A 25080-nucleotide genomic window follows, 5' to 3' on the forward strand; every position below is an offset into this window, starting at 1 on the left:
TGGCAGCATGATGGAGGTCAGGCGGGAGCGGACGCGGGCGAACATCGTCGAGGTGGCCGCGCAGCTGCTGCGCGAACAGGGCGCGGCGGCCGTCACCACCCGGGCGGTCGCGCAGGCGGCCGGGATGCAGGCGCCGACCATCTACCGGTTCTTCGAGGACAAGGACGCGCTGCTCGACGCGGTGGCCGAGCACGTCTTCGCCACCTATGTGTCGGCGAAGGAGGTCGCCGCACAGGGTGCCGACCCGATCGAGGACCTGCGCGCCGGCTGGGACGCGCACATCGCGTTCGGGCTGTCCAACGCGGCGCTGTTCGGGCTGCTCACCGATCCGGCGCGCGGCGGGCGCTCGCCGGCCGCGGACGCCGGGCTGGAGGTGCTGCGCGCCCGCGTGCACCGCGTGGCCGCGACCGGGCGGCTGCGCGTGCCGGAGGCGCGGGCGGTGGAGCTCATCCACGCCGCCGGCATCGGTACCGTCCTCACGCTGCTCGCCGCGCCCCCGCACGAGCGCGACCCGGGCCTGGCCGACGCCATGTACGACACCGTGATGCGCACGATCCTCAGCGACGCACCGGCCCTGCCCGCCGCCGACCCGGCCTCGGCGGTGAACGCGTTCCTCGCCGTCGCCCCGACGCTGCCCACGATCACCGCGGCGGAGCGTGCCCTGCTCGCCGAATGGCTGACCCGCCCGTCCCCCTGACTCGCGCGTGCCGCGCACGCCGCGCGAACGCCGCGCACGCCGCGCGAACGCCGCGCACGCCGCGCGAACGCCGCGCACGCCGCGCGAACGCCGCGCGAACGCCGCGCGTGCCGCGTAAACGCGGGCGGTGTCCGTCGGGCGGGTTCGCGGCGGCCCATGCGTTGCTGTCGCGGCGCTGTACAGGGCGGTCGGCCCTCGGCGTCGGCTCGCGCCGCGGGCCGGAAACGCGAGGTGGCCGGGCCCTGTCGGGCGCCGGCCACCTGCGGAACGAGAACCGCTGGGCTATCTCGGGCGGCGGCTCTGCGACGTGCTCGGGTTCGGGATGCCGGGCCCGGTCTGGCTCTGGCCCGGGTTCGGGAAGCCCGGGTCCACGGGCAGGCTCGGCTGGGGCGAGATGCCGTCGCCGACGTCCTTCGAGCCGGTGCCGCGCGCCGGCGGGAACTTGAGCTTCGGCGTGTTGATCTTCTTCAGGGCGGCGTCCATGAAGTCTCTCCAGATCGGGCCGGGGAGCTTGCCGCCGATGATGGGCTGGCCGTTGGTGAACTTGATCGCCTGCTCGTCGCCCTTGTTGCCGACCCAGACCGCCGCGGCCAGGCCGTTGGACTTCTTCGACGGGTCGTACGGGACGAAGCCGCCCATCCAGGCGTGCGCGTTGCCCTTCGACGTGGTGTTGCCCAGCTGCCAGGTGCCGGTCTTGCCGGCCAGGTTGTAGCCGCCCGGCGACACGCCTTGGTTGTTCGTCAGGCCGTAGTGCTTCGGCACGTCCTGCAGGATGTACGCCAGGTCGTCGGCCATCTGGTCGGTGAAGCCGGGGATCTTCTGCGGCTTGATGACCTCTTGGTAGGTCTTCTTGTTGTCCTTCCACACCTCCTTCAGGAAGTGCGTCTTGACCGCGACGCCCTTGGCGGCGAAGGTCGCCAGGCCGCCGGCGTGCTCGAGGACCGTGATCGGATACTGCCCGAACGCCACCTCGTTGCTGAAGTACTTCGGCGACACGTCCGCGCCGGTCTTCGTCCTCAGGTCGATGCGCTGCGGCAGCGCCTGACCCTGCACGGTCGCCCACATGTCGGTGATGCCCGCCGCGCGCGCCGTGTCGATGACCTTCGGCGCGCCGAGGATCTCGCGGGTCATCGCGTAGAACGGCACGTTGAGCGACTGGACGGTGATCTCCTTGAGCGTGCACCACTGGCCCGAGCCTGAATCGCAGTTCGGCACGGGGCCCTCGGTGGCGTTCTTGACCTGGTTGCCGAGCTTCGCGGTGCGGTCCGGCGGGAAGTCGCGCGGCACGCCGTTCCACATCGAGTCGGTCTTGTACCCGGCCATGAGCGCCGTGGCCAGGGTGTACACCTTGAACGTCGAGCCCGGTGGGTGACCGCCGCAGCAGCTGTCCTTGCCGTTGCCCAGGACCGGGTCGTTGTAGTAGGCGGCGTAGTCGTTGCCGTTGCCGTTGTCGCCGCCGTAATACGCCTTCACGCCGCCCGTGCCGGGCTCGACCGCGACGAGCGCGGCCTGCAGGTTGGGCGGCTGGTTGTTCATGTTCGAGTCCTTGTTGCGGCTCGCCTCGCGCACCGCGATCGGCTGCATGTCCTTGTCGATCGTGGTCACGATCTTCAGGCCGCCGTTGCGGATCTTGTCGAAGTTCTTGTCGCCCTTGGCGTCGATGTCCTCGTAGAGCAGCGAGCCCGTCTTCGGGTCGGTCAGCGCCGCGACCTCGCCGAGCACGTGGTGGACGATGAGGCCCTCGGGCTTGCTGAGGTTCTGCGACTGCGAGGAGTTCGCCCGCCACTCCGCGGGGGTGACGACCTTCTCCGGGTACTTCATCTTCGTCGGCGCGTCGGCGTCGGAGCAGAACTTCAGCTTGAGCATCTGCCCCTTGATGTAGTCGAACCGGTCCTGGGCCTGCTTCTTGTCGATGTTGGGGTCGAACGGGCTGCCCTTGCCGCTGCCCTCGGGGTTCTTGATCAGCCCGGCCAGGACCATGCCCTCGTTCATCTCGAGCTTGTCGGCGGACTTGCCGAAGTACGCCTGAGCCGCCGCCTCGATCCCGTACGCGCCCCGGCCGAAGTAGACGACGTTGAGGTACATCGCCATGATCTCGTCCTTGCTGTACTGCTGGTTGAGCTTCAGCGCGATCACGGCCTCGCGCAGCTTGCGGGCGTAGGTGACGCCCTCCAGGTCCGCCCAGCGGCGCGCGTACTGCTGGCTGATCGTCGAGGCGCCCTGCCGGTCGCCGCCGCTGATGTTGTTCCAGGCCGCGCGGACGACGCCCTTGTAGTCGACGCCGTCGTTGGTGTAGAAGCTGTTGTCCTCGGCCGCGACGACCGCGTGCTGCACGTCCTTCGGGATCTTGTCCAGCGGCAGCACGGTGCGGTTCTCGCCGATGCGGGCCATCGGGGTCACGCCGTCGGAGTAGTAGATCGTCGTGGACTGGTTGAGCGAGAGGTCGTCGGGCAGCGCGACGGTGTCGAAATAATACGTGCCGGCGACGATGCCGATGCCGAAGATCATGATGAACGCGGCGATCGAGGCGATGATGATGTTGCGCCGGCGGCGCCGCTTGGCCTTCGAGACCGAGGACTGCTTGCCCGGCTTGATCGGGTCGCCGTCGGCCCCGGGCTCGCCGCCGTCCGGCCCGCCCACCGACGCGCGGCCCACGGAGGCCCGGCCCGCGGCGCCCATGGCGGCCGGCACGGAGGCCGACGCCCGTGGCGGAGCGCCGAACACGGACGCGCTGCCGGAGACCGACGCGCTGCCGGAGACAGATGCGCTGCCGGAGATTGACGCGCTGCCGGAGACCGATGCCCGGCCGGCGCCGGGACCGCCCACCGACGCGCGGCCCGAAGAGCCGCCGACGGAGGCGCGGCCCGACGAGCCCGTCGGCTGCTGGGGCACCGGTGGCCGTGCACGCCCCGTAACCCCGTCCGGCGGGTCAGCGGGCCCGGGAATCCGGGCCCGGCCTGCCGCGGGGCCGCCGGGATCGCGCGGGCCGCTCGCGCCCATCATGCCGTTGGCGTCGTTGTCCACGCTTCATTGCCCCCACGTCTGTGCACGGTCAGTGTTGTCGGATTGGATCATGGCCGCTCGGCGGCTCAGGCCGCACGCCCCCGGAAACGGGTCAGAGACAGCCATCGGGTGCGCATGCGGCAGAGGGTACGTGGTCCCGCCGGAGAGAGCGACCCCCGTCACGATCGGTGATGATCGAATCGACAGGACGACACGGCCGGGATCAGCCGGCGATGGGCAGCCCCGCGTAGTTCTCGGCCAGGCCCGCCGCGCCCGCCGGGCTCGTGGTGACCCAGCGCAGTTGCGAGAGCTGCAGCTGGGCGTCGAACGGGTCGCCCGAGGCGTGCAGCATGGTGGTCATCCACCACGAGAAGTGGGTGCAGCGCCAGACGCGGCGCAGGGCGTCGTCGGAGTACCGCTCGGCGGGGCCGGCGTCGCCGTCGCGCAGCAGGGCGGTCAGGGCCCGGCTGAGCAGGGCCACGTCGGCGATCGCCAGGTTGAGGCCCTTCGCGCCGGTGGGCGGCACGATGTGCGCGGCGTCGCCGGCCAGGAACAGCCGGCCGTGGCGCATCGGCGACTGCACGAGGCTGCGCATCGGCAGCACGCTCTTGTCGGTGATCGGGCCCGGCGTCAGGGTCCAGCCGTCCTGGCCGTGGCCGAGGCGCCCGGCCAGCTCGTCCCAGATGCGCGCGTCGGACCAGCCGGCGACGTCCGTGCCGTTGGGCACCTGGAGGTACAGGCGGCTGACCGTCGGCGAACGCATCGAGTGCAGCGCGAAGCCGTCCGGGTGCCATGCGTAGATGAGCTCGTCGGTCGACGGGGCGACGTCGGCGAGGATGCCCAGCCACGAGTAGGGGTAGGTGCGCTCGAAGGTCTGATGGGCTTGCGGCGGGACGGCGGCGCGGCTGGGGCCGAACGAGCCGTCGCAGCCGGCGACGACGGCCGCATCCAGGCGGCGGGCGACGCCGCCGGCGTCGACGTAGGTCACGTAGGGCCGGTCGGTCTCCAGGTCGTGCAGCCGGGTGTCGCTGGTCTCGTAGAGGACCGCCTGGCCGCCGGCGGCCCGCGCGGCCACGAGGTCCTTCTGCACCTCCGTCTGCCCGTACACCCACACGCTGCGCCCGGTCAGGTCCACGAAGTCCAGGTGGTGCCGCTCGTGCGGCCACTGCAGGTAGATGCCGCGGTGCTCGTGCCCCTCGGCGCGCAGCCGCCCGCCGAGCCCCGCCTCGGTGAGCAGCTCGACGCTGGAGTGCTCGAGGATTCCGGCCCGGATGCGCGAGGCCACGTACTCCTGCGACCGCGTCTCCAGCACCACCGACTCGATCCCGGCGCGGGCAAGCAGGTGGGACAGCAGCAGCCCGGCGGGGCCGGCGCCGATGATGGCGACCTCGGTACGCATGCCCTAAGCCAACCGGGTGCGCGCCGCCGCCGACAAGACCGGGCTCCCGTTCAGTGGAAGATCGTCCGGCCGATGCCCTGCGCGGCGACCCGCAGCGCCGACACCAGCCGGGGTTGCTGGCGGCGCAGATCCGGCACGACCAGGCCGAGCGCCGCGATGACCTCGCCGTCGGGTGAGCGCACCGGCACCGCCACCGAGCAGGCGCCGAGCGTCATCTCCTCGGCCGTGGTGGCGAAGCCGTCGGCGCGCACCCGGCGCAGCTGGTCCAGCAGCCGGGCGGGCTGGGTCACCGTGTACGGCGTGACGCGCGTCAGGGCCCCCAGCGCCGCGGCCAGCACCTCCTCCGGGGCGTAGGCCAGGAGCACCTTGCCGACCCCGGTCGCGTGCATCGGCAGCCGGCTGCCGACCTTGCTCACGATCGGCACCGACGCGTGCCCGGACAGCCGCTCCAGGTACAGCACCTCGCCGCCGTCGCGCACGGCCAGGTGCACCGTGGCCAGGGTCGCCGCGTAGAGGTCGTGCAGGAACGGCGCCGCCGCCTCCCGCAGCCCGGTCTGCACCGGCGCGAGCAGGCCGAGGTCCCACAGGCGCCGGCCGATGACGTACTCCCCGGACTCGACCCGCTCCAGCGCGCCCCACCGCTGCAGCTCGCCGGCGAGGCGGTGCGCGGTCGCCAGCGGCAGCCCGGCCCGCCGCGCCAGGTCGCTCAGCGTCAGCCGGCGGTGCTCGGCGTCGAACGCACCCAGCACCGCCAGCGCCCGCGACGTCACGCTCGCCACGAAACCCTCACCGCCGTTTCCACCCAATGGAAGGTAACCGTCGCGGCGAGGGCCCGCCGCGCCTACCGTTCGCACGTGACCAACTTGCCGTCGCAGGCCGACATCTCCGCCGAGATCGCCGCCGCGCAGGCCGGCGCCGGTGGCGCGCAGCCGCGGCTGGACTATCCGGCGTACCGCAGCACGATCCGGCGCCACCCGAAGCACGCCCTGCACCCGGTGGACCCCGAGGGGGTCGAGCTGTGGGCGCCGGTCTTCGGCCCGCAGGACGTCGCCGACGACGAGGCCGACCTCACCATCCAGCACTCCGGCGAGCCGATCGGCGAGCGCATCACGGTGACCGGCCGCGTCCTGGACGGTGACGGGCGGCCCGTCGCGCACCAGCTCGTCGAGGTCTGGCAGGCCAACGCCGCCGGCCGCTACCGGCACCAGCGCGACCAGCACCCGGCGCCGCTGGACCCGAACTTCACCGGCGTCGGCCGCTGCCGCACCGGCGCCGACGGCAGCTACCGGTTCACCACGATCAAGCCGGGGCCGTATCCGTGGCGCAACCACCACAACGCGTGGCGGCCCGCGCACATCCACTTCTCGCTGTTCGGCGCCGAGTTCACGCAGCGCCTGGTCACGCAGATGTACTTCCCGGGCGACCCGCTGTTCGGCCTCGACCCGATCTACCAGTCGATCACCGACCCCCTCGCCCGGCAGCGGCTGATCGCGGCGTACGACCACGACCTCACCGCGCCGGAGTTCAGCCTCGGCTTCCGCTGGGACATCGTGCTCACCGGCTCCCACCGCACCCCGTTCGAGGAAGGGGACGCCGCATGAGCGGGGAGGTCACGCCCGGGCAGACCGTCGGGCCGTTCTTCCACCTCGGCCTGCCGTACCGCGGCGGGAACGAGCTCGTCCCGGCCACCCACCCCGGCGTCCTGCGCCTGCACGGGCGCGTCCTCGACGGCGCCGGCGACCCCGTCCCCGACGCGCTGCTGGAGCTGTGGCAGGCCGACCCGGCGGGCCGGGTGAGCCGCGAGCCCGGGTCGCTGCGCCGCGACGGCTGGACGTTCACCGGCTGGGGCCGCGCCGGCACCGACGCCGCCGGCCACTACTGGTTCTCCACCGTCGCGCCCGGCGCCGCCGAGCCGGGCCGGGCGCCGTTCTTCGCGCTCACCGTCTTCGCCCGCGGCGTCACCGACCGGCTGTACACCCGCGCCTACCCGCCCGCCGACGCGGCCGTCCTGGCCGCCGACCCGCTGCTGGCGAGCCTGCCCGAGGACCGCCGCGCCACCCTGCTCGCCACGCCCGACGACAGCGGGTCGCGCGCCGGGCTGCGCTTCGACGTGCGGCTGCAGGGCGGCGGCGAGACCGTGTTCCTCGCCTTCCCGCGCAACCGGGAGCCGTGGACGTGACGGCAGCGCCGGGCCGGCTCGAGATCGCGGGCACGCCGCTGGGCGGGCGGCCCGACCGGCCGCTGCTGCTGCTCGGCCCGTCGCTCGGCACCACCGCCGAGGCGCTGTGGGGCGAGTGCGCGCGGCGCCTCGGCGACCGCTTCCACATCGTCGGCTGGGACCTGCCCGGCCACGGCCGCAGCGCCCCCGCACCGCGCGGGTTCGGCGTCGCCGGGCTGGCCGCCGCCGTGCTCGACCTCGCCGAGCGGATCCGTCCCGATGAGCCGGTGTGGTACGCCGGGGACTCCATCGGCGGCGCCGTCGGCCTGCAACTGCTGCTCGACGCACCCGGCCGGGTGCCCGCCGCGGTCCTGCTGTGCACGGGTGCGCGCATCGGCGAGCCCGCCGCCTGGCACGCCCGCGCAGCCGCGGTCCGCGCCGAGGGCCTCGGCCCGCTCGCCGACGGCGCCGCCGCCCGCTGGTTCTCGCCCGGCTTCGCCGAACGCGACCCGGGCACGGCTGGAGCGCTCGTCGCCGCCCTGCGCGCCGCCGACCCCGGCAGCTACGCTCAGGCGTGTGAGGCGCTCGCCGGTTTCGACGCGCGGCACCGGCTGGCCGGCATCGGCGCGCCGGTCCTCGCCGTGGCCGGCGCCGACGACGCTGTGACCCCGCCCGAGCTGCTGTCCCAGCTGGCCCGGGGCGTGCGCCGGGGCCGGCTGCACGTGCTGGACCGCGCCGCGCACCAGGCGCCCGCCGAGCGGCCCGGCGCCGTGGCCGCCCTCATCGCCGAGCACCTCGGGGAGCGGGGCGGATGAGCGTCCTGGTGTGCGGCGCGGCCGAGGCCGTCACCGCCGTCCGCGACGGCGACACCGTGCTCGTCGGCGGCTTCGGCCTGGCCGGCATGCCGTTCGCGCTCATCGACGCGCTCATCGACCACGGCGCCGGCGAGCTCACCGTCGTGTCGAACAACGCCGGCAACGGCGACACCGGCCTCGCCGCGCTGCTGGCCGCCGGGCGCGTGCGCAAGGTCATCTGCTCGTTCCCGCGCCAGTCCGACTCGTACGTCTTCGACGGCCTCTACCGCGCCGGGCGCATCGACCTCGAAGTGGTGCCGCAGGGCACCCTCGCCGAGCGGATGCGCGCCGCCGGGGCCGGCATCGGCGCCTTCTACTGCCCGACCGGCGTCGGCACCCCGCTCGCCGAGGGCAAGGAGACCCGCCGCATCGACGGGCGCGACTACGTGCTGGAGCATCCGATCCGCGGCGACGTCGCACTCATCCGCGCGCATGTGGGCGATCGGGCGGGCAACCTGGTGTACCGCAAGACGGCTCGCAACTTCGGTCCGGTCATGGCCACGGCCGCGGCCCTGACCATCGCGGAGGTCGGCCGCGTCGTCGAGCCGGGGGGCCTGGACCCGGAGGCGGTCGTGACGCCGGGCATCTACGTGGACCGCCTGGTGGAGGTGGCGGCATGACCCTGACCCGCGACGAGATGGCCCGGATCGTGGCCCGCGACATCCCCGACGGCTCCTACGTCAACCTCGGCATCGGGCAGCCCACGACCGTGGCGGCGCACCTGGCGCCCGAGCGCGGCATCGTGCTGCACACCGAGAACGGGATGCTCGGCATGGGCCCGCCTCCGGCGAGCGCCGACCTCGCCGACCCGGACCTCATCAACGCCGGCAAGCAGCCGGTCACGGAGCTGCCCGGCGCGGCCTACTTCCACCACGCCGACTCGTTCGCGATGATGCGCGGCGGCCACCTCGACGTGTGCGTCCTCGGCGCCTTCCAGGTCTCCGCCGCAGGCGACCTCGCCAACTGGCACACCGGCGAGCCGGGCGCGATCCCGGCGGTCGGCGGGGCCATGGACCTGGCCATCGGGGCGAAGCAGGTGTACGTCATGATGACCCTCTTCACGCGGGAGGGCGAGCCGAAGCTGGTGCCGTCGTGCACGTACCCGCTGACCGGCCTCGCCTGCGTCAGCCGGGTGTACACCGAGCACGCCGTCTTCCACATCACGCCGAACGGCGTCGTGGTGGCCGAGACGTTCGGCACGACGATCGACGAGCTGCGCGACCGCCTCGACGTCCTTTAGGCGACCACCGGCGCGGCGAGGCGCGACTTCAGGGCGCTCCAGCAGGCCAGGCCGATCGGCAGCACGCTCCAGCAGGACAGCACCCGGTAGATGAGCACCGCCGCGGTGGCCGGCGCGGCCGCGGCCCCGGCGGTGGTGAGCGCGACGATGAGGGCGGCCTCGATGACGCCGACCCCGCCGGGCGTGGCGGGGATCTGGCGGACGAGCTGGGCCACGAGGTACCCGATCGCGGCGCTCTGCCACGGCACGTGAAGTCCGACCGCCTCCATCGCCGCGAGCAGGCAGGCGAGGTCGGTGAGCCAGTTCAGCGCGGCGATCGCCAGCACGCCCAGCCACCGCCGCGGCGGCACGGCGGCGGCCAGCCGCAGCGTGTGCCGCACCCGCCCGCCGGCCCGCTCCGGCATCTCCGCGTCGACGGCCGGTCGCGAGATCCGGGCCAGCGGCAGCGCGACCGCCGCGAGGAGCCACAGCGTCCAGCGGAACTCGATCACCATGTACACCAGGGCCAGCCCCGCCAGCGACGCCACGCCGGACAGCACGATCACCGCGCCGGCGGTGGCCTGGCCGGCGCCGCGCGCCCGGAACTGCCGGAACGCGTAGCCGGCCGAGATCGCCGAGCCGGCCGGCAGCGAGGCCGCCATCGCCGAGCGCGCGTAGGTCAGCGCGAGCGACACCCGCGCCGTCATCCGCACCCCGAACGCCGAGAGCAGGTGCCGCTGCTGCTCGGCGAAGGCCGCCATCGACAGCATCGACAGGCCGCCGGCGGCGAGCAGCCAGGCCGGCGACGCGCCGCGCAGGGCGTCCCAGGCGTCGGCGGGGGAGGGCAGGTGGCCGCGCAGCGTCCACGCCGCGGCCGCCAGCGCGGCGACGAAGACGATGGGTCGCCACCAGCGGGCCGAGAACAGCCGGGTCACTGCGCGCTCCTCACGGGGAGTGAGATCGTGATGACGGTGCCGTGCGGTGTGTTCGGCGCGGCGGCGACGCTGCCGCCGTGCTGCGCGGCGACCTGCGCGACGATGGCGAGGCCGAGGCCGGAGCCCGGCATCGAGCGGGCCGCGGCCGCGCGGTAGAACCGGTCGAAGACGTGCGGCCGGTCGGCCTCGTCGATGCCCGGCCCGGTGTCGGCGACGGTGAGCACGCCGTCCTCGCCGAGTGAGATCGCGACGGTACCCCCCGGCGGGCTCCACTTCGCCGCGTTGTCGAGCACGTTGACGACCATCCGCTCGAGCTCGCCGGGCCGCCCGTCGACGATCACGGGCGCCAGGTCGGCGGTGTACGTCAGCCCCGGCGCCCGGATGCGCACCCGCTCGATCGCGGCCGCGACCACCTCGGCGAGCCCGACCGGCTCGGGCCGCCCGCGGGCGGCCTCCTCCCGGGCGAGCTCCACCAGCTCGGTCGTCAGCGTCGCGAGCTCGCCGACCTGCGCCTCGAGGTCGGCCAGCAGCTGGGCGCGCTCCTCGGGCGGGAGCCGGTGCGCCAGCTCCGGGCGCCGCTCGACCGCGAGCAGCAGCTCGACGTTGGTGCGGATGCTCGTCAGCGGGGTGCGCAGCTCGTGCCCGGCGTCCTCGACCAGGGTGCGCTGCGCCCGGCGGGACGCGTCGATGGCGCCGAGCATCGTGTTCACCGACCGGCCGAGGCGGGCGATCTCGTCGGCGCCGTGTACGGGTACCGGATGCGTGAGATCCATGGTGACGGAGACGTCCTCCACCGCCTGCGTGAGCCGCTGCACCGGCCGCAGCCCGGCCCCGGCCACCGCCCGCCCGAGCACCGCCGCTCCCGCGATCCCGATGGCGCACGCGGCGACGAGCAGCGCGCCCAGCTGGGCCAGGGTCCGCGCGGCCGGGTCCTGGTTCAGCGCCACCTGCGCGACCCCGCCGCCGGTGGCCGGGACGGTGAGCATGAGGTACCGGTCGCCGGCGATGACGATCTGCTCCTGCGCCGAACGCCGCTGCCCGGCGAGCACGGCCCGCACCGCCGGCGTGATCGGCAGCGACGCGGTGTCGCTGACCGCTTTTCCGTCGGCGTCGATGATCTGCCACCGGGTGCCGAGGTCGCGCGGCCGGTGGTGCGCGCCGCCGGGCCCGGGCGGCCCCGGCAGCTCGGGCAGTTCGGTGGTGCTGGCCCGCCACTGCTCGGGCTGCGCGGCGATGGCCTGCGCGTCGGCGTTGAGCTGCGCCTGCAGCTGCCGGTGCTGGATCTCGGCGACGGCGGCGAAGGCGACGACCGCGACGGTCAGCACGGCGACCGCGACCGCCCCGGTGACCAGCAGCGACAGCCGGGCGTGCAGCGTGCGACGGTGCCACCACGCGGTCACAGCGGCTCCTCGCGCAGCACGAACCCGACCCCGCGCACGGTGTGCAGCAGCCGGGCCTCGCCGTCGGCCTCGAGCTTGCGCCGCAGGTAGCCGAGGTAGACGTGGATGCTGTTGGAGGTCTCCCCGAAGTCGTACCCCCACACGTGCTCGAACAGCACCTCGCGCGTGAGCACCTGCCGTGGATGGCGCAGGAAGACCTCGAGGATGGCGAACTCGGTCCGGGTGAGCCGCAGCGGGCGCCCGCCGCGCCACACTTCCCGGGTCTGTGGGTCGAGCCGCAGCCCGGCGAAGCTGAGCCCGGCCTCGCCGCCGTTGCTCTTCGTGGCGTTCGCGGTGGAGCGCCGCAGCAGCGCCCGGATCCGCGCGAGCAGCTCCTGCAGCGCGAACGGCTTGACGAGGTAGTCGTCGGCGCCCGCGTCGAGACCCGCGACCCGGTCACCGACGCTGTCGCGGGCGGTGAGCATGAGCACCGGCACGAGGGCACCGCCGGCGCGCAGCTCCCGGCACGCCTGCAGCCCGTCGAGCACCGGCATGCTGACGTCGAGGATGACCGCGTCGGGTTCGTTGCGGTGCAGCTGTTCCAGGGCCTCTCGCCCGTCGGCGGCGGTCTCGACCTGGTAGCCCTCGAACCGCAACGTCCGCGCCAGCGAGTCCCGCACCGCCGCGTCGTCGTCGACCACCAGAATCCGCACGCTCACACGTCTATCACGGGCCACGGAGTTGAAAACCGTGCCGCGCGTGGCATAAGAGTTCGATAAGAGCGGCCCTCTCACGCTTTTCTTAGGATTGCGCTCCCGGTCCCCTTAGGCTTCGCTCCCAATCTGGACCCTGCAGTGGCCCGTACCTCCCCCTTGGAGCCCACTATGAGCGACGACGCCGCGCCCCGCCCTGCGGACGATTCGCCTGATGTATCCGAATCCGCCGCGGCTGCACAGCCCGCGCCCGAACCCTCTTCACCGCCGCCTCCGGCTTCACCGCCGCCGCCGCCCTCACCGCAGCCGGCGGCACCCTCGCCGCATCCCGGCCCCGGCCCCTGGCGCGCCGAGTGGCGCGGCTGGCGCGGCGGGCGCCGCGGCCCGGCGATCGTCGCCGTCGCCCTGCTGCTGGGGTGCGTGCTCGGCGCCGGCGCCACCGCCCTCGGCGCGGCCGTCGTCGGCGTGCTCGGCCACCACGGCGACCACGGCCGCCACGACGTCCGCTACGAGCGCCGCGGCCCGGACCGCTTCGACCGCGACGGCCGCGGACCCGGGTTCGGCCCGCGCGACCGCAACCGCCCGCCCGCACCGCCGGCCGCCACGCCGACCAAGGCCACGCCGGCTCCGACGGCCTCCTAGCGCCCGGCGGCGTGGCGGTCAGCCGTGCCGGCCCGGAACCCGGCCCGCGATGTACTCGTGTACCAGGCGGGCCGCCATGGCGCCGTCGCCGACGGCCGAGGCGACCCGGCGTACCGCACCGTTGCGCACGTCGCCGACCGCGAACACGCCCGCCCGGCTGGTCTCCAGCAGGGCCGGCTGCGGTTCGCCGGGGACGGGCTGCAGCGCGGCCGGGCCCGTGCGGACGTAGCCGTGCTCGTCGAGCTCGAGGGTGCCGGCCAGCCAGTCGGTGCAGGGCGTCGCGCCGGTGAAGACGAACAGGTGCTCGGCCGGCAGCAGGCACTCCTGGCCCATCGCGGTGATTGTCACGGCGCGCAGCGAGTGGTCCAGGCCGGACACGTCGTGGATCTCCGTCGCGGGCAGGACCCTGATGCGCGGGTGGCGTTCGATGCGCTCGGCCAGGTACCGCGACATGTCCCGGTGCAGATCGTCGTGGCGTAGCAGCAGCGTCACCGCGGCGGCCGACCCGGCCAGGAACAGTGCCGCCTGGCCGGCCGAGTCGCCGCCGCCGACGATGGCGACCGGCCGGCCCTGGCAGCGGCGTGCCTCGACGAACGTCGCGGCGTAGTGCAGTGAGGTGCCGGCGTACGTGTCCTGGCCGGGGAGGTCCAGGGTCCGGTAGCACGCGCCGGTCGCCACGATGACGGCCTGCGCGCAGACCTCGGTGCCGTTGTCGAGCATGACGCCGTGGCCGGCGGTGTGGCGGGTCAGGGCCGCCGCCTTCGCCGGGACGTGCAGCGTCACGCCGAAGCGCTCGGCCTGGATCAGGGCCCGGTCGATCAGGTCCGCGCCCGAGACGCCGGCGGGGAAGCCGGGGTAGTTCTCGATGAGCGGCGTGGCGCCGGCCTGGCCGCCGGCGAGGTGGGCATCCAGCAGCACGGTGTCCAGGCCGTCCGACGCGGCGCACACCGCCGCGGCCAGGCCCGCCGGGCCGGCGCCGATGATGATGACGTCGTGCGGCGGGCAGTCGGGGAACTCCGGCAGGACGAGGCCGATCGCGAGGGACAGCTGGGCGTTGGTCGGGTTGCGCAGCACGATGTCGTCGCAGCGCAGGACCATCGGGGTGTCTTCGGGGTCGACGCCGAAGGAGGACAGCAGGAGGTCGGTGTCGCTGTCCTCCTCGAGGTCGGTCCAGCGGTACGGCAGGTGGTGGCGCTCGGCGAAGTCGCACAGGCGGCGGGTGTCGGGGGTGTACCGCGAGCCGATGATGTGCATCGAGCTGACCTCGTCGATGAGCATCTCGCGGCGGCGGACCCAGGCGCGCACCACCGAGTCGGCGAGCAGCGGGTCGTGTGCGGCGGCGCGGCGCAGCTGCTCGAGGGGAACCTCGAGGACCTCGCCCTCGTCCAGCACGACGCCGGTGAGGATCGACGGGCTCTCGGTGAGCAGGCCCATCTCGTCGAGGAAGCGGCGCGGGCCGTGGACACGCAGCAGGCGGCGGTCCGGGGAGTGGTACCGCTCGTAGACCCCGACCGTGCCGCCGAGCACGACGGTGAAGTCGCGCTCGCGCTGGCCCTCGCGGATCAGCACGGTGCCCGCCTCGGCGGGGCGGCGGCGGCCGACGGTGATCAGCCGGCGCACCTGCTCCTCACTCAGCCGCGGGTAGGCCCCGCAGAAGTCGGGAGTCTCGGCCTCGGTCACGACGGCAATACTCTCCGCTGCCGGGGTGAGGCCGCTTCACCCGGGGACGCGCGGCGATCCGAAACGGGGCAGAATGCGGATCATGGCGATCGACACCGACTACGGCCCCACCGACCACCTGCTGACGGCGGTGTGAGCGCGCCCCGCGCGGGCGTCCTCGCCCTGCTCGCAGCCGCGGCGCTGGCCTCGCTCGCGTGCGGGCCGCAGCTGGACGAGCCGGTGGTGTATCCGACCGTCAACGACCGGCCGATGGGGACCCGGGAGCCGTCGCCGATCACGAGCCAGGCGCCGCCGCAGTGCCTGCCGCCGGGCGTGTCGATCCGGGAGAGCCAGGGCGACGGCTCGGCCGGCGGGCGCCGCGACATCGAGCTGGAGCTGACCAACTGCGGCACCAAGCCGTATACGGTGCAGGGCGCCCCGGTCGTGCGCGTCCTCGACGCCGCCCGGGTGCCGTTCGACATCAAGGGCGGCCAGTACTACAGCGTGCCCGAGGGCTACGGCGGCGCACCGCAGCGGCTCACGATCAAGCCCGGCGAGCGCCTGGTCGCGTGGGTGGCCTACCGCAACATCGTCGAGGCGTGGGCGAGCGTCGTGCAGGGCACCTACCTCGAGGTCGCGCCCGCCGAGGGCCAGCCGGCGCACGTGCTGACCCGATTCAGCCCGTATCAGCTGGGCAACTCCGCGCAGATCACCGTCGGCCCCTGGGTCCGCCCGCCGGCGACGGGGTAGGCCGGCTCAGATCGGCACCGACCAGGTCACCCGCGTGCCGTGCGGGTCGACGACGGCGACGGTGCACTCGCCGCCCAGGTCGGCGGCGCGTGCCCGCATGTTCGGCACGCCGTGGCCGGTCGCCGCCTGGCCGCCGGTCGTCTCGCCGGCCTCTGCCGGGCCGACCCCGTCGTCCTCGACGCACAGGTCGAGGCGCCCGCCGCCGGCCGCGATCGTCACGCGGGCGGAGGTGGCGCGGGCGTGCTTGGCGACGTTGCTCAGCGACTCCCGCAGTACCGCCAGGAGCGCGGTTCCCGCCGGATCGGGCACCGCCGTGTCGACCGGCCCGTCGACGCGTAGGGCGGGCCGGAAGCCGAGCGCCTCCGTGGCCTCCTCGACGAGCTCGCGCAGCCGCCGGCGCAGGCTGTGCCGGTCGGCGCCGCGCAGCTCGAAGATGGCGCCGCGGATCTCGCGGATGGTGGTGTCCAGGTCGTCGGTGACCCGGCCGATGCGCTCGCGCACGTCGTCCTGGGCGCTGCGGTGCGCGGCGCCCTGCAGCTGCATGCCGGCCGCGAACAGCCGCTGGATGACCACGTCGTGCAGGTCGCGGGCGATGCGCTCGCGGTCGCCGACGACGGCGAGCATCTCCCGCTCGTCCTGCGCGCGGGCCCGCTCGAGGGCGAGGGCGGCCTGTCCGGCGAACGTCTCGACCATCGCCAGCTCCATGCCCTCGGTGATCGGGGTGCCGTCCTTGCCGAACGCCACGACCAGGGCGCCGAGGGCCACGCCGCCGACGGCGAGGGGTACGAGCAGCGCCGTGCCGGTCGGCAGCAGGATCGGCCAGTTCGCGGCCGCGCCGAGGTCGGTGATGACGGCCACGTGGCGGCGGGCCAGGACGTCGGCGAACTCGCTGCCGGCGACGGGGATCGACCAGCCGGCGGCGTCGCGGGGGCCGCCGATGGCAACCTCGACCGTGAGCCGCTCGGCGTCCTCGTCGGCCAGCAGGAACATGGACAGCTCGGCGCCGGCGACGTCGCGGGCGCGGGTCGCCACGAGCTCGAGGGCCTCGGTGCGCCGGACCTCGCCCAGCAGTACCGACGTGATCTCCGCGGCGGCGACGAGCCAGCGCTGCCGTCGCTCCGCCTGCGCGTAGAGGCGGGCGTTGTCGATCGCCGCGCCGGCGGCCACCGACAGCGCCGCGACCAGGTTCTCGTCGTCCTGCGTGAACTGCTCCCCGCCGCGCTTCTCGGCCAGGTACAGGTTGCCGAACACCTGGTCGCGGATGCGCACCGGCATGCCGAGGAAGCTGTGCATCGGCGGATGGTTGGGCGGGAAGCCGTACGCGCGCGGGTGGCGGGTGATGTCGTGCAGCCGGATCGGGCGCGGCTCGTCGATGAGCAGGCCCAGCACGCCGTGGCCGCGCGGCAGGTCACCGATCGCGGCGCGCTCCTCGGCGGTGACGCCGTGGTTGATGAACTCGACCAGCATCCGGTCGGGGCCGATGACCCCCAGCGCGCCGTACCGCGCGTCGGCCAGCTGGCAGGCCGCCTGCACGATGCGCTCGAGGGTGCTGTGCAGGTCGAGGTCGGAGCCGATGCCGACGACGGCGTCGAGCAGCGCGCGCAGCCGCTCGCGGCTCGTCATCACCTCGCCGACGCGGGCGAGCAGCTCTTGCAGCAGCGCGTCGAGGTCGACGCGGGACAGCTCGGGCAGCGGCAGGGGCGACGTCACGGCTTCTTTTGTAACAGCCTTGACGCCAGCACCGCCGCCTGCGTGCGCCGTTCGAGCCCGAGCTTGGCCAGCAGGCTCGACACGTAGTTCTTGACGGTCTTCTCGGCCAGGAACATCCGCTCGGCGATCTCGCGGTTGGTCAGGCCCTCGGCGACGTGCAGCAGGATCTTGCGCTCCTGCTCGGTGAGGTCCTTGAACTCGTCGGGCTGCTGCGGGCCGTTGCGGATGCGCTCGAGCACCCGCGCGGTCACCGCCGGGTCGAGCAGCGACTGCCCGGCCGCGACCCGGCGCACCGCGTCGACGAGGTCCGTGCCGTGGATCTGCTTGAGCACGTACCCCGACGCGCCCGCCATGATGGCGGCGAACAGGGCCTCGTCGTCGTCGTACGACGTCAGGATGAGCGCGTTGATCGACGGGTCGACGGAGCGCACCTCGCGGCACACGTCGATGCCGCTGCCGTCGGGCAGCCGCCCGTCGAGGACGGCGACGTGCGGGCGCAGCGCCGGGATCCGGTGCGCGGCCTCGACCGCCGAGCCGGACTCGCCGACGACCTCGATGTCGCCCTCGCGCTCGAGCATCTCGCGCAGGCCGAAGCGGACGACCTCGTGGTCGTCGAGCAGGAACACCCGGATCATGAATACCTTCTTACCTGGAGATTGTCGCCCCACGCCAGGGCACAAGGCCCCGACTTCGGGACTTTCGGCCCTGTCCGGCGAATTCGGCGAGGCCCGATCGTGGCGACGTGCAGAGCATCACACTCGCCGCCCGGGGCGTCCAGCCCCACGAACGCGCGTGCGCCGAGGCGCTGTTCTCGGCCGTGCTGACCCGGCACGGGCTGCCCGGCGGGCTGCGGCTGCGCCTGACCGGGGCCGCCTGCGCCGACGGGCCGTTGCTCGTGCAGGCCAACCTGCGGGTGCACGGCGCGCCGGCCCGCATCCAGGTCGCCGGCCGCGACGCCGCCGAGGCCCTCGCCGCCGGCGCCGCCCGCCTCGACCGGCAGGTCCGGCGGCTGCGCAGCGACTGGGAGCCGTGGCCCTGGCCCGACCCGGAGCGCCGCGCCCTGGCCGTGCCGGGGCGCACCGGGCTGACGCGGGTCAAGGTCGTGCGGCTGTACCGGCGGCGGGTCTGCCAGGCCGCGGCGCGCCTGGCCGCGATGGACTACGACGCGTTCCTGTTCACCGACGCCGAGACCGGCGAGGACGCGGTGCTGCACCGCGCCGGGCCGAGCGGGCTGCAGCTCACGCGGCAGCACAGCATGCACCCCGCCGCCGTGCCCGGCGTCCCCGAACCGACGGTCAACCCGCGCCGCCCGCCGGTGCTCACGCCCGAGGAGGCGGCCGAGCGCATGGCGGAGGGCTGGCTGCCGTTCCTGTTCTTCACGGACCGGGCCAGCGGGCGCGGGAACCTGGCGTACCGGCGATATGACGCGGGCACGGGCCTGGTGGTCCCGTCGCGGACATGACCTTTGGCCCTGCGCCGTCACCCCGCAGGTGCCGAGAATCGCCCCATGGACACGCTCGACCTGGCGCGGTGGCAGTTCGCGATCACCACCGTGTACCACTTCATCTTCGTGCCGATCACGATCGGCCTGTCGGCGCTGGTCGCCGGGCTGCAGACCGCGTGGGTGCGCACCGGCCGGGAGGAGTACCTGCGCGCGACGAAGTTCTGGGGCAAACTGTTCCTGATCAACTTCGCGATGGGCGTGGTCACCGGGCTCGTGCAGGAGTTCCAGTTCGGCATGAACTGGAGCGCCTACTCGCGCTTCGTCGGTGACATCTTCGGTGCGCCGCTGGCCATCGAGGGGCTGCTCGCGTTCTTCCTCGAGTCGACGTTCCTCGGCCTGTGGATCTTCGGCTGGGACCGGCTGCCCAAGCGCGTGCACCTGGCCACGATCTGGCTGGCCTCGTTCGGCACGATGCTGTCGGCGTACTTCATCCTGGCCGCGAACTCGTGGATGCAGCACCCGGTCGGGTACACCGTCAACGCCGAGCGCGGCCGCGCCGAGCTCACCGACATCGGCGCGGTGCTCACCAACAGCACGGCCCTGGTGACGTTCCCGCACACGATCACCGCCTGCTTCCTCACCGCCGGCGCGCTGCTGCTCGCCGTGAGCGCCTGGCACCTGCGCCGGCGCAACCAGGTCGAGGTGTTCCGCCCCGGCCTCAAGCTCGGCGCCTGGGTGGTCCTCATCTCCGGCGTCGGCGTCTTCATCACCGGCGACCTGCAGGCCCGCATCATGACCGAGCAGCAGCCGATGAAGATGGCCGCCGCCGAGGCCCTCTACGACACCAGCCAGCCGGCGTCCTTCTCCGTCTTCACGATCGGCTCGCTGAACGGCCGGGAGGAACTGGCCAGCGTGCGCATCCCGTCCCTGCTGTCGCTCCTGGCGACGGGCAGCCCGTCCGGCGAGGTCGAGGGGATCAACGACATCCAGCAGCGGTACTCCCAGCAGTACGGCGAGGGCGACTACGTACCCTACGTGCCGGTCACGTACTGGTCGTTCCGGCTGATGATCGGCTTCGGCGGGCTCGCCATGGCGATCGCCGCCCTCGCACTGTGGAGCACCCGCAAGGACCGCCTGCCCCGCGGCCGCTGGCTGTGGATCGCCGCGGTGTCCGCGGTCGCGATGCCGCTGCTGGCCAACTCGTTCGGCTGGATCTTCACCGAGGTCGGCCGACAGCCGTGGACGGTCTTCGGGCTGTTCAAGACCGCGCAGAGCGTCTCGCCGTCGGTGGCGACGAGCCAGGCGGCGACCTCGGTGATCGTCCTGACGCTGTTGTACGGCGGGCTGGCGGTCATCGAGCTCGTGCTCATGCTGCGCTACGCCCGCGCTGGGGCGCCCGAAACCGTCGTACCCCCCGACGAAGATGACCCCGACCGCCCGCTCGCGTTTGCGTACTGAAAGGAGGAACCCGTCATGGCACTCACCACCGTCTGGTTCGTACTCATCGCCGTGCTCTGGGCCGGATACTTCCTCCTCGAGGGCTTCGACTTCGGCGTCGGCATGCTGCTGGGTCACCTCGGCCGCGACGATCGCGAGCGACGCCTGCTCATCAACACCATCGGCCCCGTCTGGGACGGCAACGAGGTCTGGCTCATCGTCGCCGGCGGCGCCACGTTCGCCGCGTTCCCGGAGTGGTATGCGACGCTGTTCTCCGGCTTCTACCTGCCGCTGCTGATCATCCTCGTCGCGCTGATCCTGCGCGGGCTCGCCTTTGAGTACAGGGGCAAGGTCGACAGCCCACGGTGGCGGCGCCGCTGGGACGCCGCCATCATCGGCGGCAGCCTCGTGCCCGCCGTGCTGTGGGGCGTCGCGTTCGGCAACATCGTGCGCGGCGTGCGCCTCGACGCGCACCACGAGTATGCCGGGACGTTCTTCGACCTGCTCAACCCCTACGCCCTGCTCGGCGGCCTGACCACGCTCACGCTGTTCCTCCTGCACGGCGCCGTGTTCCTCGCCCTGAAGACCGACGGCGAGATGCGCGAGCGCGCCGGCAAGCTCGCCGCCCGCCTCAGCGTCCCGGCGATCGTCGTCGCCGCCGCGTTCCTGCTCTGGACGCAGCTCACCCACCACGACGCCTGGGGCTGGGCCCTGTCCGCCGCGGCCGCCGTCGCACTCGTCGCCGGCGCCGTCGCCGCCCGGGCCCGCCGCGAGGGCTGGGCGTTCCTGGCCACGGGCATCACCCTCGTGCTCGCCGTCGCCGCGCTGTTCGTCACGCTCTTCCCCGACGTCATGCCGAGCACCCTGCCCGGCGGCGCGAGCCTCACGGTGACCAACGCCGCGTCCACGCCCTACACGCTGAAGGTCATGACCTGGGTCGCCGTGTTCTTCACGCCGCTCGTGCTGCTGTACCAGGGCTGGACCTACTGGGTCTTCCGCAAGCGCCTGCGGATCGAGCACATCCCGGTGGGCCACCCGTGAGGCCCCTCGACCCGCGCCTGCTGCGCCACGCCCGGGCGACGCGCACCTACCTGGTGCTCTCCGTCGCCCTGGGCGTGGCCCTGGCCGCCCTCGTCGTCGCACAGGCGACCCTGCTCGCCGACGCCATCACCGGCGTCTACCTGCACGGCGCCACCGTCGCCGGCATCGCCCCGGCGGCGGGCTGGCTCACCGCGGTCGTCGCCCTGCGCGCCGCCGTCGCCTGGGCCCAGCAGGCCAGCGCGACCCGCGCATCGGCCGCCGTGAAGCGCGAGCTGCGCGCGCGGCTCCTCGCGCACGCCGCCCGCCTCGGCCCGGCCGCCGCGCCGCCCAGCGCCCGCGTCGCCACCCTCGCCACGCGGGGCCTGGACGCTTTGGACGCGTACTTCGCGCGGTACCTGCCGCAGCTCGTCCTCGCCGCCCTGGTCCCCGCCATCGTCCTGGCCCGCATCGTCTCCGTCGACGTCGTCGCGGCGGGCACGATCGCGCTGACCCTGCCGCTCATCCCGCTGTTCATGGCGCTCGTCGGCCTGCACACCGAGGCCGCCAACCGCTGCCAGTTCCGCCTGCTGTCCCGCCTGTCCCAGCACTTCCTCGACGTCGTCGCCGGCCTGCCCACCTTGCGCGTCTTCGGCCGCGCCAAGCGCCAGGCCGCCGTCATCGCCGAGATCAGCACCCGCCAGCGCCGCGTCACCATGCGCACCCTGCGCGTCGCACTGCTCTCGTCCCTCGTCCTGGAGCTGCTCTCGACGCTTTCGGTCGCACTGGTCGCCGTCGGCATCGGCCTGCGCCTGGTGGACGGCGCCCTGCCCCTGTCGACCGCCCTGCTGGTCCTGATCCTGGCCCCGGAGGCATACCTGCCCCTTCGCCAGGTCGGCGCCAACTACCACGCGAGCGCCGAGGGCCTGGCCGCCGCAACGGAGGTCTTCTCCGTCCTCTCCCTCCCGGTTCCCCCTCGCGCTGCCTCGCGGCCGGCCGGCGCGGCCCCACTGGACTTCGACCACGTCGTGGTGCACTACCCGGGCCGGCCCGCGCTGCCGCCCTTCACGGCCACGATCGAGCCCGGCGAGCTGGTCGCGCTGACCGGGCCGAGCGGCTGCGGCAAGTCCACGATCCTCTCGGTCCTCATGGGCTTCGCCGCTCCTTCCTCGGGCCGGGTGACCGCCGGCGGCGTTGCGCTGTCCACCGCGGACATGGACGCGTGGCGGGCCCGGGTGGCGTGGCTGCCGCAGCGGCCGTGGCTGGGCGCCGGCACCATCGCCGACAACATCCGCCTCGGCGCTCCGCGGGCCGATGCGGCAGCGATCCGCCGGGCGGCCGCCGCGGCCGGCGCTCTGCCCTTCATCGACGCGCTGCCCGCCGGGCTGGACACTCCGCTGGGCGACGACGGGGCCGGGCTGTCCGCCGGCCAGCGGCAGCGCATCGCCCTCGCCCGGGTCTTCCTGCGTGACGCCGACCTGGTGCTGCTGGACGAGCCCACGGCGGGGCTGGACGCCGCCACCGAGGCCGACATCCTGGCCGCGATTCGCAGCCATGCCGCGGGCCGGACGGTCATCATGGCCGCCCACCGCCCGTCACTGCTCGCGATCGCGGACCGGACGATCGCTCTCACGCCTGCGACGGTGCCCGCATGACCCCCACCAGCGCATCCCTTTCAGCCGCCGCGCCGTTCTCGGACGCCGCGCCGTATTCGGACGCCGCGCCCGTCTCGGGTGCCGCGCCGATCTCCGGTTCCGCGCCGGTTTCGGATGCCGTGTCGGTTTCGGGTGCCGCGTCGGTCTCCGGTTCCGTGTCGGGTTCGGGTGCCGCGTCTGTCTCGGGCGCGTCGGTCTCAGGTGCCGCGGCTGGCTCGGGTGCTGCGGCGGGTTCGAAGGCTGCGGATGTGGCCGGTGCCGTGGCGGTGCCCGCCGGTGCGCTCGTGTCGGGTGTTGCACCGGAAATGTCCGAACACTTCGTGTCCGGACATTTCCGACTTTTCGGTTATGCGCCAATCAGGGCCGCGCTGCGGCTCTGCCGTCCTGCCGCCGGGCGGCTCGCGTTGTCCGTCGTGGCCGGCGTCGCCGCGGCGGCGTGCGCGGTGGGGCTCATGGCCACCTCGGCGTGGCTCATCTCGCGGGCCGCGATGCACCCGCCCGTCCTGCACCTCATGGTCGCGATCGTCGCCGTGCGGGCGTTCGGGATCGGGCGGGGCGTGCTGCGATACGTGGAGCGCATCACCGGACACGATGCCGCGCTGCGGGTGCTGGGGGAGTTGCGCGTGCGGGCGTACCGGCGACTGGAGCGCCTGGCGCCCGCCGGTCTGGCCGGGTTCCGCCGCGGCGACCTCGCGACCCGGCTCGTCGACGACGTCGAGTCGGTCGTCGACGTCGTCGTACGCGTCGCGCTGCCCGTCACCGTCGCCGCCGTGACCGGCCTTGCCACGGTGCTGCTCGTCGGGTCGCTCCTGCCGGTCGCCGGCCTGGCGCTGGCGGTGGGGCTGCTGGTGGTCGGCGTCGGCGTACCGCTGCTGCAGTCCGCCCTCGTCCGCCGCGCCGACGCGCGGCTCGCACCGTTGCGCGGCGCGCTCGCCGCCGGGACCGTCGACCTGGTGCAAGGCCTGCCGGACCTCATCGCGTACGGGGCAGCCGGCGACGCCCTCGACCGGCTCGACCGCATCGACCGCGAGCTGGTGGCCGCGACCCGCCGGTCGAGCGCGGCGACGGGCGTGTCGGCCGCGGTCACGGCGCTGTGCACCGGCCTGAGCGTCATCGCGGGCCTCGTCGCCGGCGCGGTCGCGGTGCGCGCGGGGACGCTGCCGGGGGAGCTGCTCGCGGTCGTCGTGCTCACACCACTTGCGGTGTTCGAGATCGTCGGGGCGGTACCGCAGGCGGCCCAGAGCCTCGCCGCGGCCCGCTCCGGCCTCGGCCGCCTCGCCGAGATCGCCGCAATGCCCGACCCGGCTCCCGACCCCGTCACCCCGTCCTCGCCGCCGACCGTCTCGTCGGCCGTTCCGGAGCCGCTCGCGGCGGGGAAGGGGGCGGCTGCCCTTTCGTTGTCGGTCAGCCCGGCGTCCTCGGGCCCGCCGGAGCCGCTCGCCGCGGAGGGCGGCCTGCTGCGGCGGCTGCCGGAGCTGCGGGTCGACGGGGTGGCGGCCGGGTGGGTTGCCGGGCGGGACGTGGTCGAGGGCGTCTCGTTCACGCTGCGGCCGGGTGCTCGGGTCGCGCTCGTCGGGCCCAGCGGTGCGGGGAAGAGCACCGTCGCGGCGCTGCTGGTGCGCTGGCTCGATCCGAGTGCCGGGCGGGTGACGCTCGACGGGGTGGACCTGCGCGCGCTGCGCGGGGACGACGTGCGGCGCGTGGTCGGGTACCTGGGCGACGACGCGTACCTGTTCGACACCACCATCGGGGAGAACCTGCGCATCGGGCGGCCCGGCGCCACCGCGGCGGAGATCGACGGGGCGCTGGACGAGGCGCGCATCGGCGACTGGGTGCGCGGCCTGCCCGACGGGCTCGGCACGTGCGTTGGGGAGCACGGGGTCGCGGTGTCCGGCGGGCAGCGGCGGCGGCTCGCCCTCGCGCGGGCGCTCCTCGCCGACTTTCCGGTGCTCGTGCTCGACGAGCCGACCGAGCACCTCGACGAGCAGACCGCCGAGGAGCTGTTGCGCGACCTGATGGCCGCGGCCCGCGGGCGCAGCGTGCTGCTCATCAGCCACCGGGAGGACGTCCGGCGGTACGTCGACGAGGTGGTCACCCTCGGCGCATCCCGACCGACGACCTGACGTGGTGACCCTCAGCGCAACGTGACCGACGACCCGCCCGGGTGCGGGTGAGGGTGTTCCGAGGAGACGGCCTCGTCGGGTGGACGTGAGCGTTGACCGGTCCGGGTGCGTTGCGTCGAGGAGGTGGTCCCGCTCGGCGTGTCGTCGTGGCGAAACGACCCGCCCGGGCGCGGGTGCGACGAGAACGGGGTCACGGTCGGGCGGACCCCAGGGTCCCGGGCGGGTCGTGACCAACGGCCCTGCCCGGCGCGCCGGGGTGGACCGATTGTGGAGGGCAACAACGAGT

At 74.0% G+C, this 25080-nt stretch carries 22 protein-coding genes; 13 read left to right on the plus strand and 9 right to left on the minus strand.

Annotation, left to right across the window (positions count from 1 at the left end):
- Nucleotides 1-7: 7 nt before the first annotated feature.
- Complete coding sequence (locus ABD901_RS05980) at nucleotides 8-697, plus strand: TetR/AcrR family transcriptional regulator (RefSeq protein WP_345122096.1); 690 nt, start codon at nucleotides 8-10, stop codon at nucleotides 695-697.
- A gap of 282 nt (nucleotides 698-979) precedes the next feature.
- Here ABD901_RS05980 and ABD901_RS05985 read toward each other — a convergent pair whose 3' ends face one another.
- The 3 genes from ABD901_RS05985 to ABD901_RS05995 form a co-directional block, all read right to left on the minus strand.
- On the minus strand, nucleotides 980-3388 hold the full coding sequence (locus ABD901_RS05985) for a transglycosylase domain-containing protein (protein ID WP_345122098.1): 2409 nt from the start codon (nucleotides 3386-3388) through the stop codon (nucleotides 980-982).
- A 535-nt stretch (nucleotides 3389-3923) separates the two neighbouring features.
- Nucleotides 3924-5099 (minus strand): 4-hydroxybenzoate 3-monooxygenase, encoded by a 1176-nt coding sequence (locus tag ABD901_RS05990; RefSeq protein WP_345122100.1) that lies wholly within the window; start codon nucleotides 5097-5099, stop codon nucleotides 3924-3926.
- A 50-nt stretch (nucleotides 5100-5149) separates the two neighbouring features.
- On the minus strand, nucleotides 5150-5878 hold the full coding sequence (locus tag ABD901_RS05995) for an IclR family transcriptional regulator (RefSeq protein ID WP_345122102.1): 729 nt from the start codon (nucleotides 5876-5878) through the stop codon (nucleotides 5150-5152).
- 75 nt (nucleotides 5879-5953) lie between these two features.
- Here ABD901_RS05995 and pcaH point away from each other — a divergent pair, with 75 nt between their 5' ends.
- Genes pcaH through ABD901_RS06020 form a run of 5 tightly spaced genes read left to right on the plus strand, consistent with a single transcriptional unit; the run spans nucleotide 5954 to nucleotide 9351 of the window.
- Nucleotides 5954-6700, plus strand: coding sequence for a protocatechuate 3,4-dioxygenase subunit beta (gene pcaH / locus ABD901_RS06000; RefSeq protein ID WP_425556659.1), 747 nt, complete (start codon nucleotides 5954-5956; stop codon nucleotides 6698-6700).
- A complete protein-coding gene (gene pcaG, locus ABD901_RS06005) occupies nucleotides 6697-7278 on the plus strand; it encodes a protocatechuate 3,4-dioxygenase subunit alpha (protein ID WP_345122104.1) in 582 nt (193 codons plus the stop codon). Before pcaH ends, pcaG begins: the two co-directional genes overlap by 4 nt.
- Nucleotides 7275-8072 carry an alpha/beta fold hydrolase gene (locus tag ABD901_RS06010; RefSeq protein WP_345122106.1) on the plus strand — a complete coding sequence of 266 codons (798 nt, stop codon included), beginning with the start codon at nucleotides 7275-7277 and terminating at the stop codon, nucleotides 8070-8072. Before pcaG ends, ABD901_RS06010 begins: the two co-directional genes overlap by 4 nt.
- Nucleotides 8069-8731, plus strand: coding sequence for a 3-oxoacid CoA-transferase subunit A (locus tag ABD901_RS06015; protein ID WP_345122108.1), 663 nt, complete (start codon nucleotides 8069-8071; stop codon nucleotides 8729-8731). Before ABD901_RS06010 ends, ABD901_RS06015 begins: the two co-directional genes overlap by 4 nt.
- Nucleotides 8728-9351, plus strand: coding sequence for a 3-oxoacid CoA-transferase subunit B (locus tag ABD901_RS06020; protein ID WP_345122110.1), 624 nt, complete (start codon nucleotides 8728-8730; stop codon nucleotides 9349-9351). The genes ABD901_RS06015 and ABD901_RS06020 overlap by 4 nt, the downstream gene beginning before the upstream one ends.
- Here ABD901_RS06020 and ABD901_RS06025 read toward each other — a convergent pair.
- From ABD901_RS06025 to ABD901_RS06035, 3 genes are read right to left on the minus strand one after another with little or no spacing between them, the layout of a single operon-like run.
- Entirely contained in the window at nucleotides 9348-10265 is a 918-nt protein-coding gene (locus tag ABD901_RS06025) for a lysylphosphatidylglycerol synthase transmembrane domain-containing protein (RefSeq protein WP_345122112.1), read from the minus strand. The genes ABD901_RS06020 and ABD901_RS06025 overlap by 4 nt on opposite strands.
- On the minus strand, nucleotides 10262-11665 hold the full coding sequence (locus ABD901_RS06030) for a sensor histidine kinase (RefSeq protein ID WP_345122114.1): 1404 nt from the start codon (nucleotides 11663-11665) through the stop codon (nucleotides 10262-10264). Before ABD901_RS06030 ends, ABD901_RS06025 begins: the two co-directional genes overlap by 4 nt.
- Complete coding sequence (locus ABD901_RS06035) at nucleotides 11662-12357, minus strand: response regulator transcription factor (protein ID WP_345122116.1); 696 nt, start codon at nucleotides 12355-12357, stop codon at nucleotides 11662-11664. Before ABD901_RS06035 ends, ABD901_RS06030 begins: the two co-directional genes overlap by 4 nt.
- Before the next feature lie 171 nt (nucleotides 12358-12528).
- Between ABD901_RS06035 and ABD901_RS06040 the strand changes: the two genes are divergently transcribed.
- The gene (locus tag ABD901_RS06040; protein ID WP_345122118.1) at nucleotides 12529-12999 is read left to right on the plus strand and encodes a hypothetical protein; all 471 of its coding nucleotides are present in this window, start codon (nucleotides 12529-12531) and stop codon (nucleotides 12997-12999) included.
- Between the two features lie 18 nt (nucleotides 13000-13017).
- Here the strand turns inward: ABD901_RS06040 and ABD901_RS06045 are convergent, their stop codons facing one another.
- On the minus strand, nucleotides 13018-14679 hold the full coding sequence (locus ABD901_RS06045) for an FAD-dependent oxidoreductase (RefSeq protein ID WP_345122120.1): 1662 nt from the start codon (nucleotides 14677-14679) through the stop codon (nucleotides 13018-13020).
- A gap of 132 nt (nucleotides 14680-14811) precedes the next feature.
- On the opposite strand from ABD901_RS06045, the gene ABD901_RS06050 reads away from it, so the two are divergent.
- On the plus strand, nucleotides 14812-15408 hold the full coding sequence (locus tag ABD901_RS06050) for a DUF4232 domain-containing protein (RefSeq protein ID WP_345122122.1): 597 nt from the start codon (nucleotides 14812-14814) through the stop codon (nucleotides 15406-15408).
- 6 nt (nucleotides 15409-15414) lie between these two features.
- On the opposite strand, the gene ABD901_RS06055 is transcribed toward ABD901_RS06050, so the two are convergent.
- Both ABD901_RS06055 and ABD901_RS06060 read right to left on the minus strand, forming a co-directional pair.
- Entirely contained in the window at nucleotides 15415-17100 is a 1686-nt protein-coding gene (locus tag ABD901_RS06055) for a GAF domain-containing sensor histidine kinase (protein ID WP_380139460.1), read from the minus strand.
- A gap of 14 nt (nucleotides 17101-17114) precedes the next feature.
- Nucleotides 17115-17753: a response regulator gene (locus tag ABD901_RS06060; protein ID WP_345122124.1), complete on the minus strand. Its 639-nt coding sequence runs from the start codon at nucleotides 17751-17753 to the stop codon at nucleotides 17115-17117.
- A 107-nt stretch (nucleotides 17754-17860) separates the two neighbouring features.
- Between ABD901_RS06060 and ABD901_RS06065 the strand changes: the two genes are divergently transcribed.
- The 5 genes from ABD901_RS06065 (at nucleotide 17861) to cydC (ending at nucleotide 24794) form a co-directional block, all read left to right on the plus strand.
- Nucleotides 17861-18580 (plus strand): sigma 54 modulation/S30EA ribosomal C-terminal domain-containing protein, encoded by a 720-nt coding sequence (locus ABD901_RS06065; RefSeq protein WP_345122126.1) that lies wholly within the window; start codon nucleotides 17861-17863, stop codon nucleotides 18578-18580.
- Nucleotides 18581-18625: 45 nt separating this feature from the next.
- Nucleotides 18626-20020 (plus strand): cytochrome ubiquinol oxidase subunit I, encoded by a 1395-nt coding sequence (locus ABD901_RS06070; protein ID WP_345122128.1) that lies wholly within the window; start codon nucleotides 18626-18628, stop codon nucleotides 20018-20020.
- A 15-nt stretch (nucleotides 20021-20035) separates the two neighbouring features.
- Nucleotides 20036-21040 (plus strand): cytochrome d ubiquinol oxidase subunit II, encoded by a 1005-nt coding sequence (cydB, locus tag ABD901_RS06075; RefSeq protein ID WP_345122130.1) that lies wholly within the window; start codon nucleotides 20036-20038, stop codon nucleotides 21038-21040.
- Entirely contained in the window at nucleotides 21037-22671 is a 1635-nt protein-coding gene (cydD, locus tag ABD901_RS06080) for a thiol reductant ABC exporter subunit CydD (protein ID WP_345122132.1), read from the plus strand. The genes cydB and cydD overlap by 4 nt, the downstream gene beginning before the upstream one ends.
- Before the next feature lie 305 nt (nucleotides 22672-22976).
- Nucleotides 22977-24794, plus strand: a complete 1818-nt coding sequence (gene cydC, locus ABD901_RS06085; protein ID WP_425556660.1) for a thiol reductant ABC exporter subunit CydC — start codon at nucleotides 22977-22979, stop codon at nucleotides 24792-24794.
- The last annotated feature ends 286 nt before the right edge of the window (nucleotides 24795-25080 follow it).

This window comes from Dactylosporangium darangshiense, assembly GCF_039537565.1.
GTDB lineage: Bacteria > Actinomycetota > Actinomycetes > Mycobacteriales > Micromonosporaceae > Dactylosporangium > Dactylosporangium darangshiense.

What these genes read in the sequence shown, in the direction of transcription:
- ABD901_RS05980 (WP_345122096.1), top strand. Translation starts at nt 8, where the DNA reads ATGATGGAGGTCAGGCGGGAGCGGACGCGGGCGAACATCGTCGAGGTG.
- cydB (WP_345122130.1), top strand. Translation starts at nt 20,036, where the DNA reads ATGGCACTCACCACCGTCTGGTTCGTACTCATCGCCGTGCTCTGGGCC.
- ABD901_RS06070 (WP_345122128.1), top strand. Translation starts at nt 18,626, where the DNA reads ATGGACACGCTCGACCTGGCGCGGTGGCAGTTCGCGATCACCACCGTG.
- cydC (WP_425556660.1), top strand. Translation starts at nt 22,977, where the DNA reads ATGTCCGAACACTTCGTGTCCGGACATTTCCGACTTTTCGGTTATGCG.
- ABD901_RS06040 (WP_345122118.1), top strand. Translation starts at nt 12,529, where the DNA reads ATGAGCGACGACGCCGCGCCCCGCCCTGCGGACGATTCGCCTGATGTA.
- ABD901_RS05990 (WP_345122100.1), bottom strand. Translation starts at nt 5,099, where the DNA reads ATGCGTACCGAGGTCGCCATCATCGGCGCCGGCCCCGCCGGGCTGCTG.
- pcaG (WP_345122104.1), top strand. Translation starts at nt 6,697, where the DNA reads ATGAGCGGGGAGGTCACGCCCGGGCAGACCGTCGGGCCGTTCTTCCAC.
- ABD901_RS06020 (WP_345122110.1), top strand. Translation starts at nt 8,728, where the DNA reads ATGACCCTGACCCGCGACGAGATGGCCCGGATCGTGGCCCGCGACATC.
- ABD901_RS06015 (WP_345122108.1), top strand. Translation starts at nt 8,069, where the DNA reads ATGAGCGTCCTGGTGTGCGGCGCGGCCGAGGCCGTCACCGCCGTCCGC.
- ABD901_RS06060 (WP_345122124.1), bottom strand. Translation starts at nt 17,753, where the DNA reads ATGATCCGGGTGTTCCTGCTCGACGACCACGAGGTCGTCCGCTTCGGC.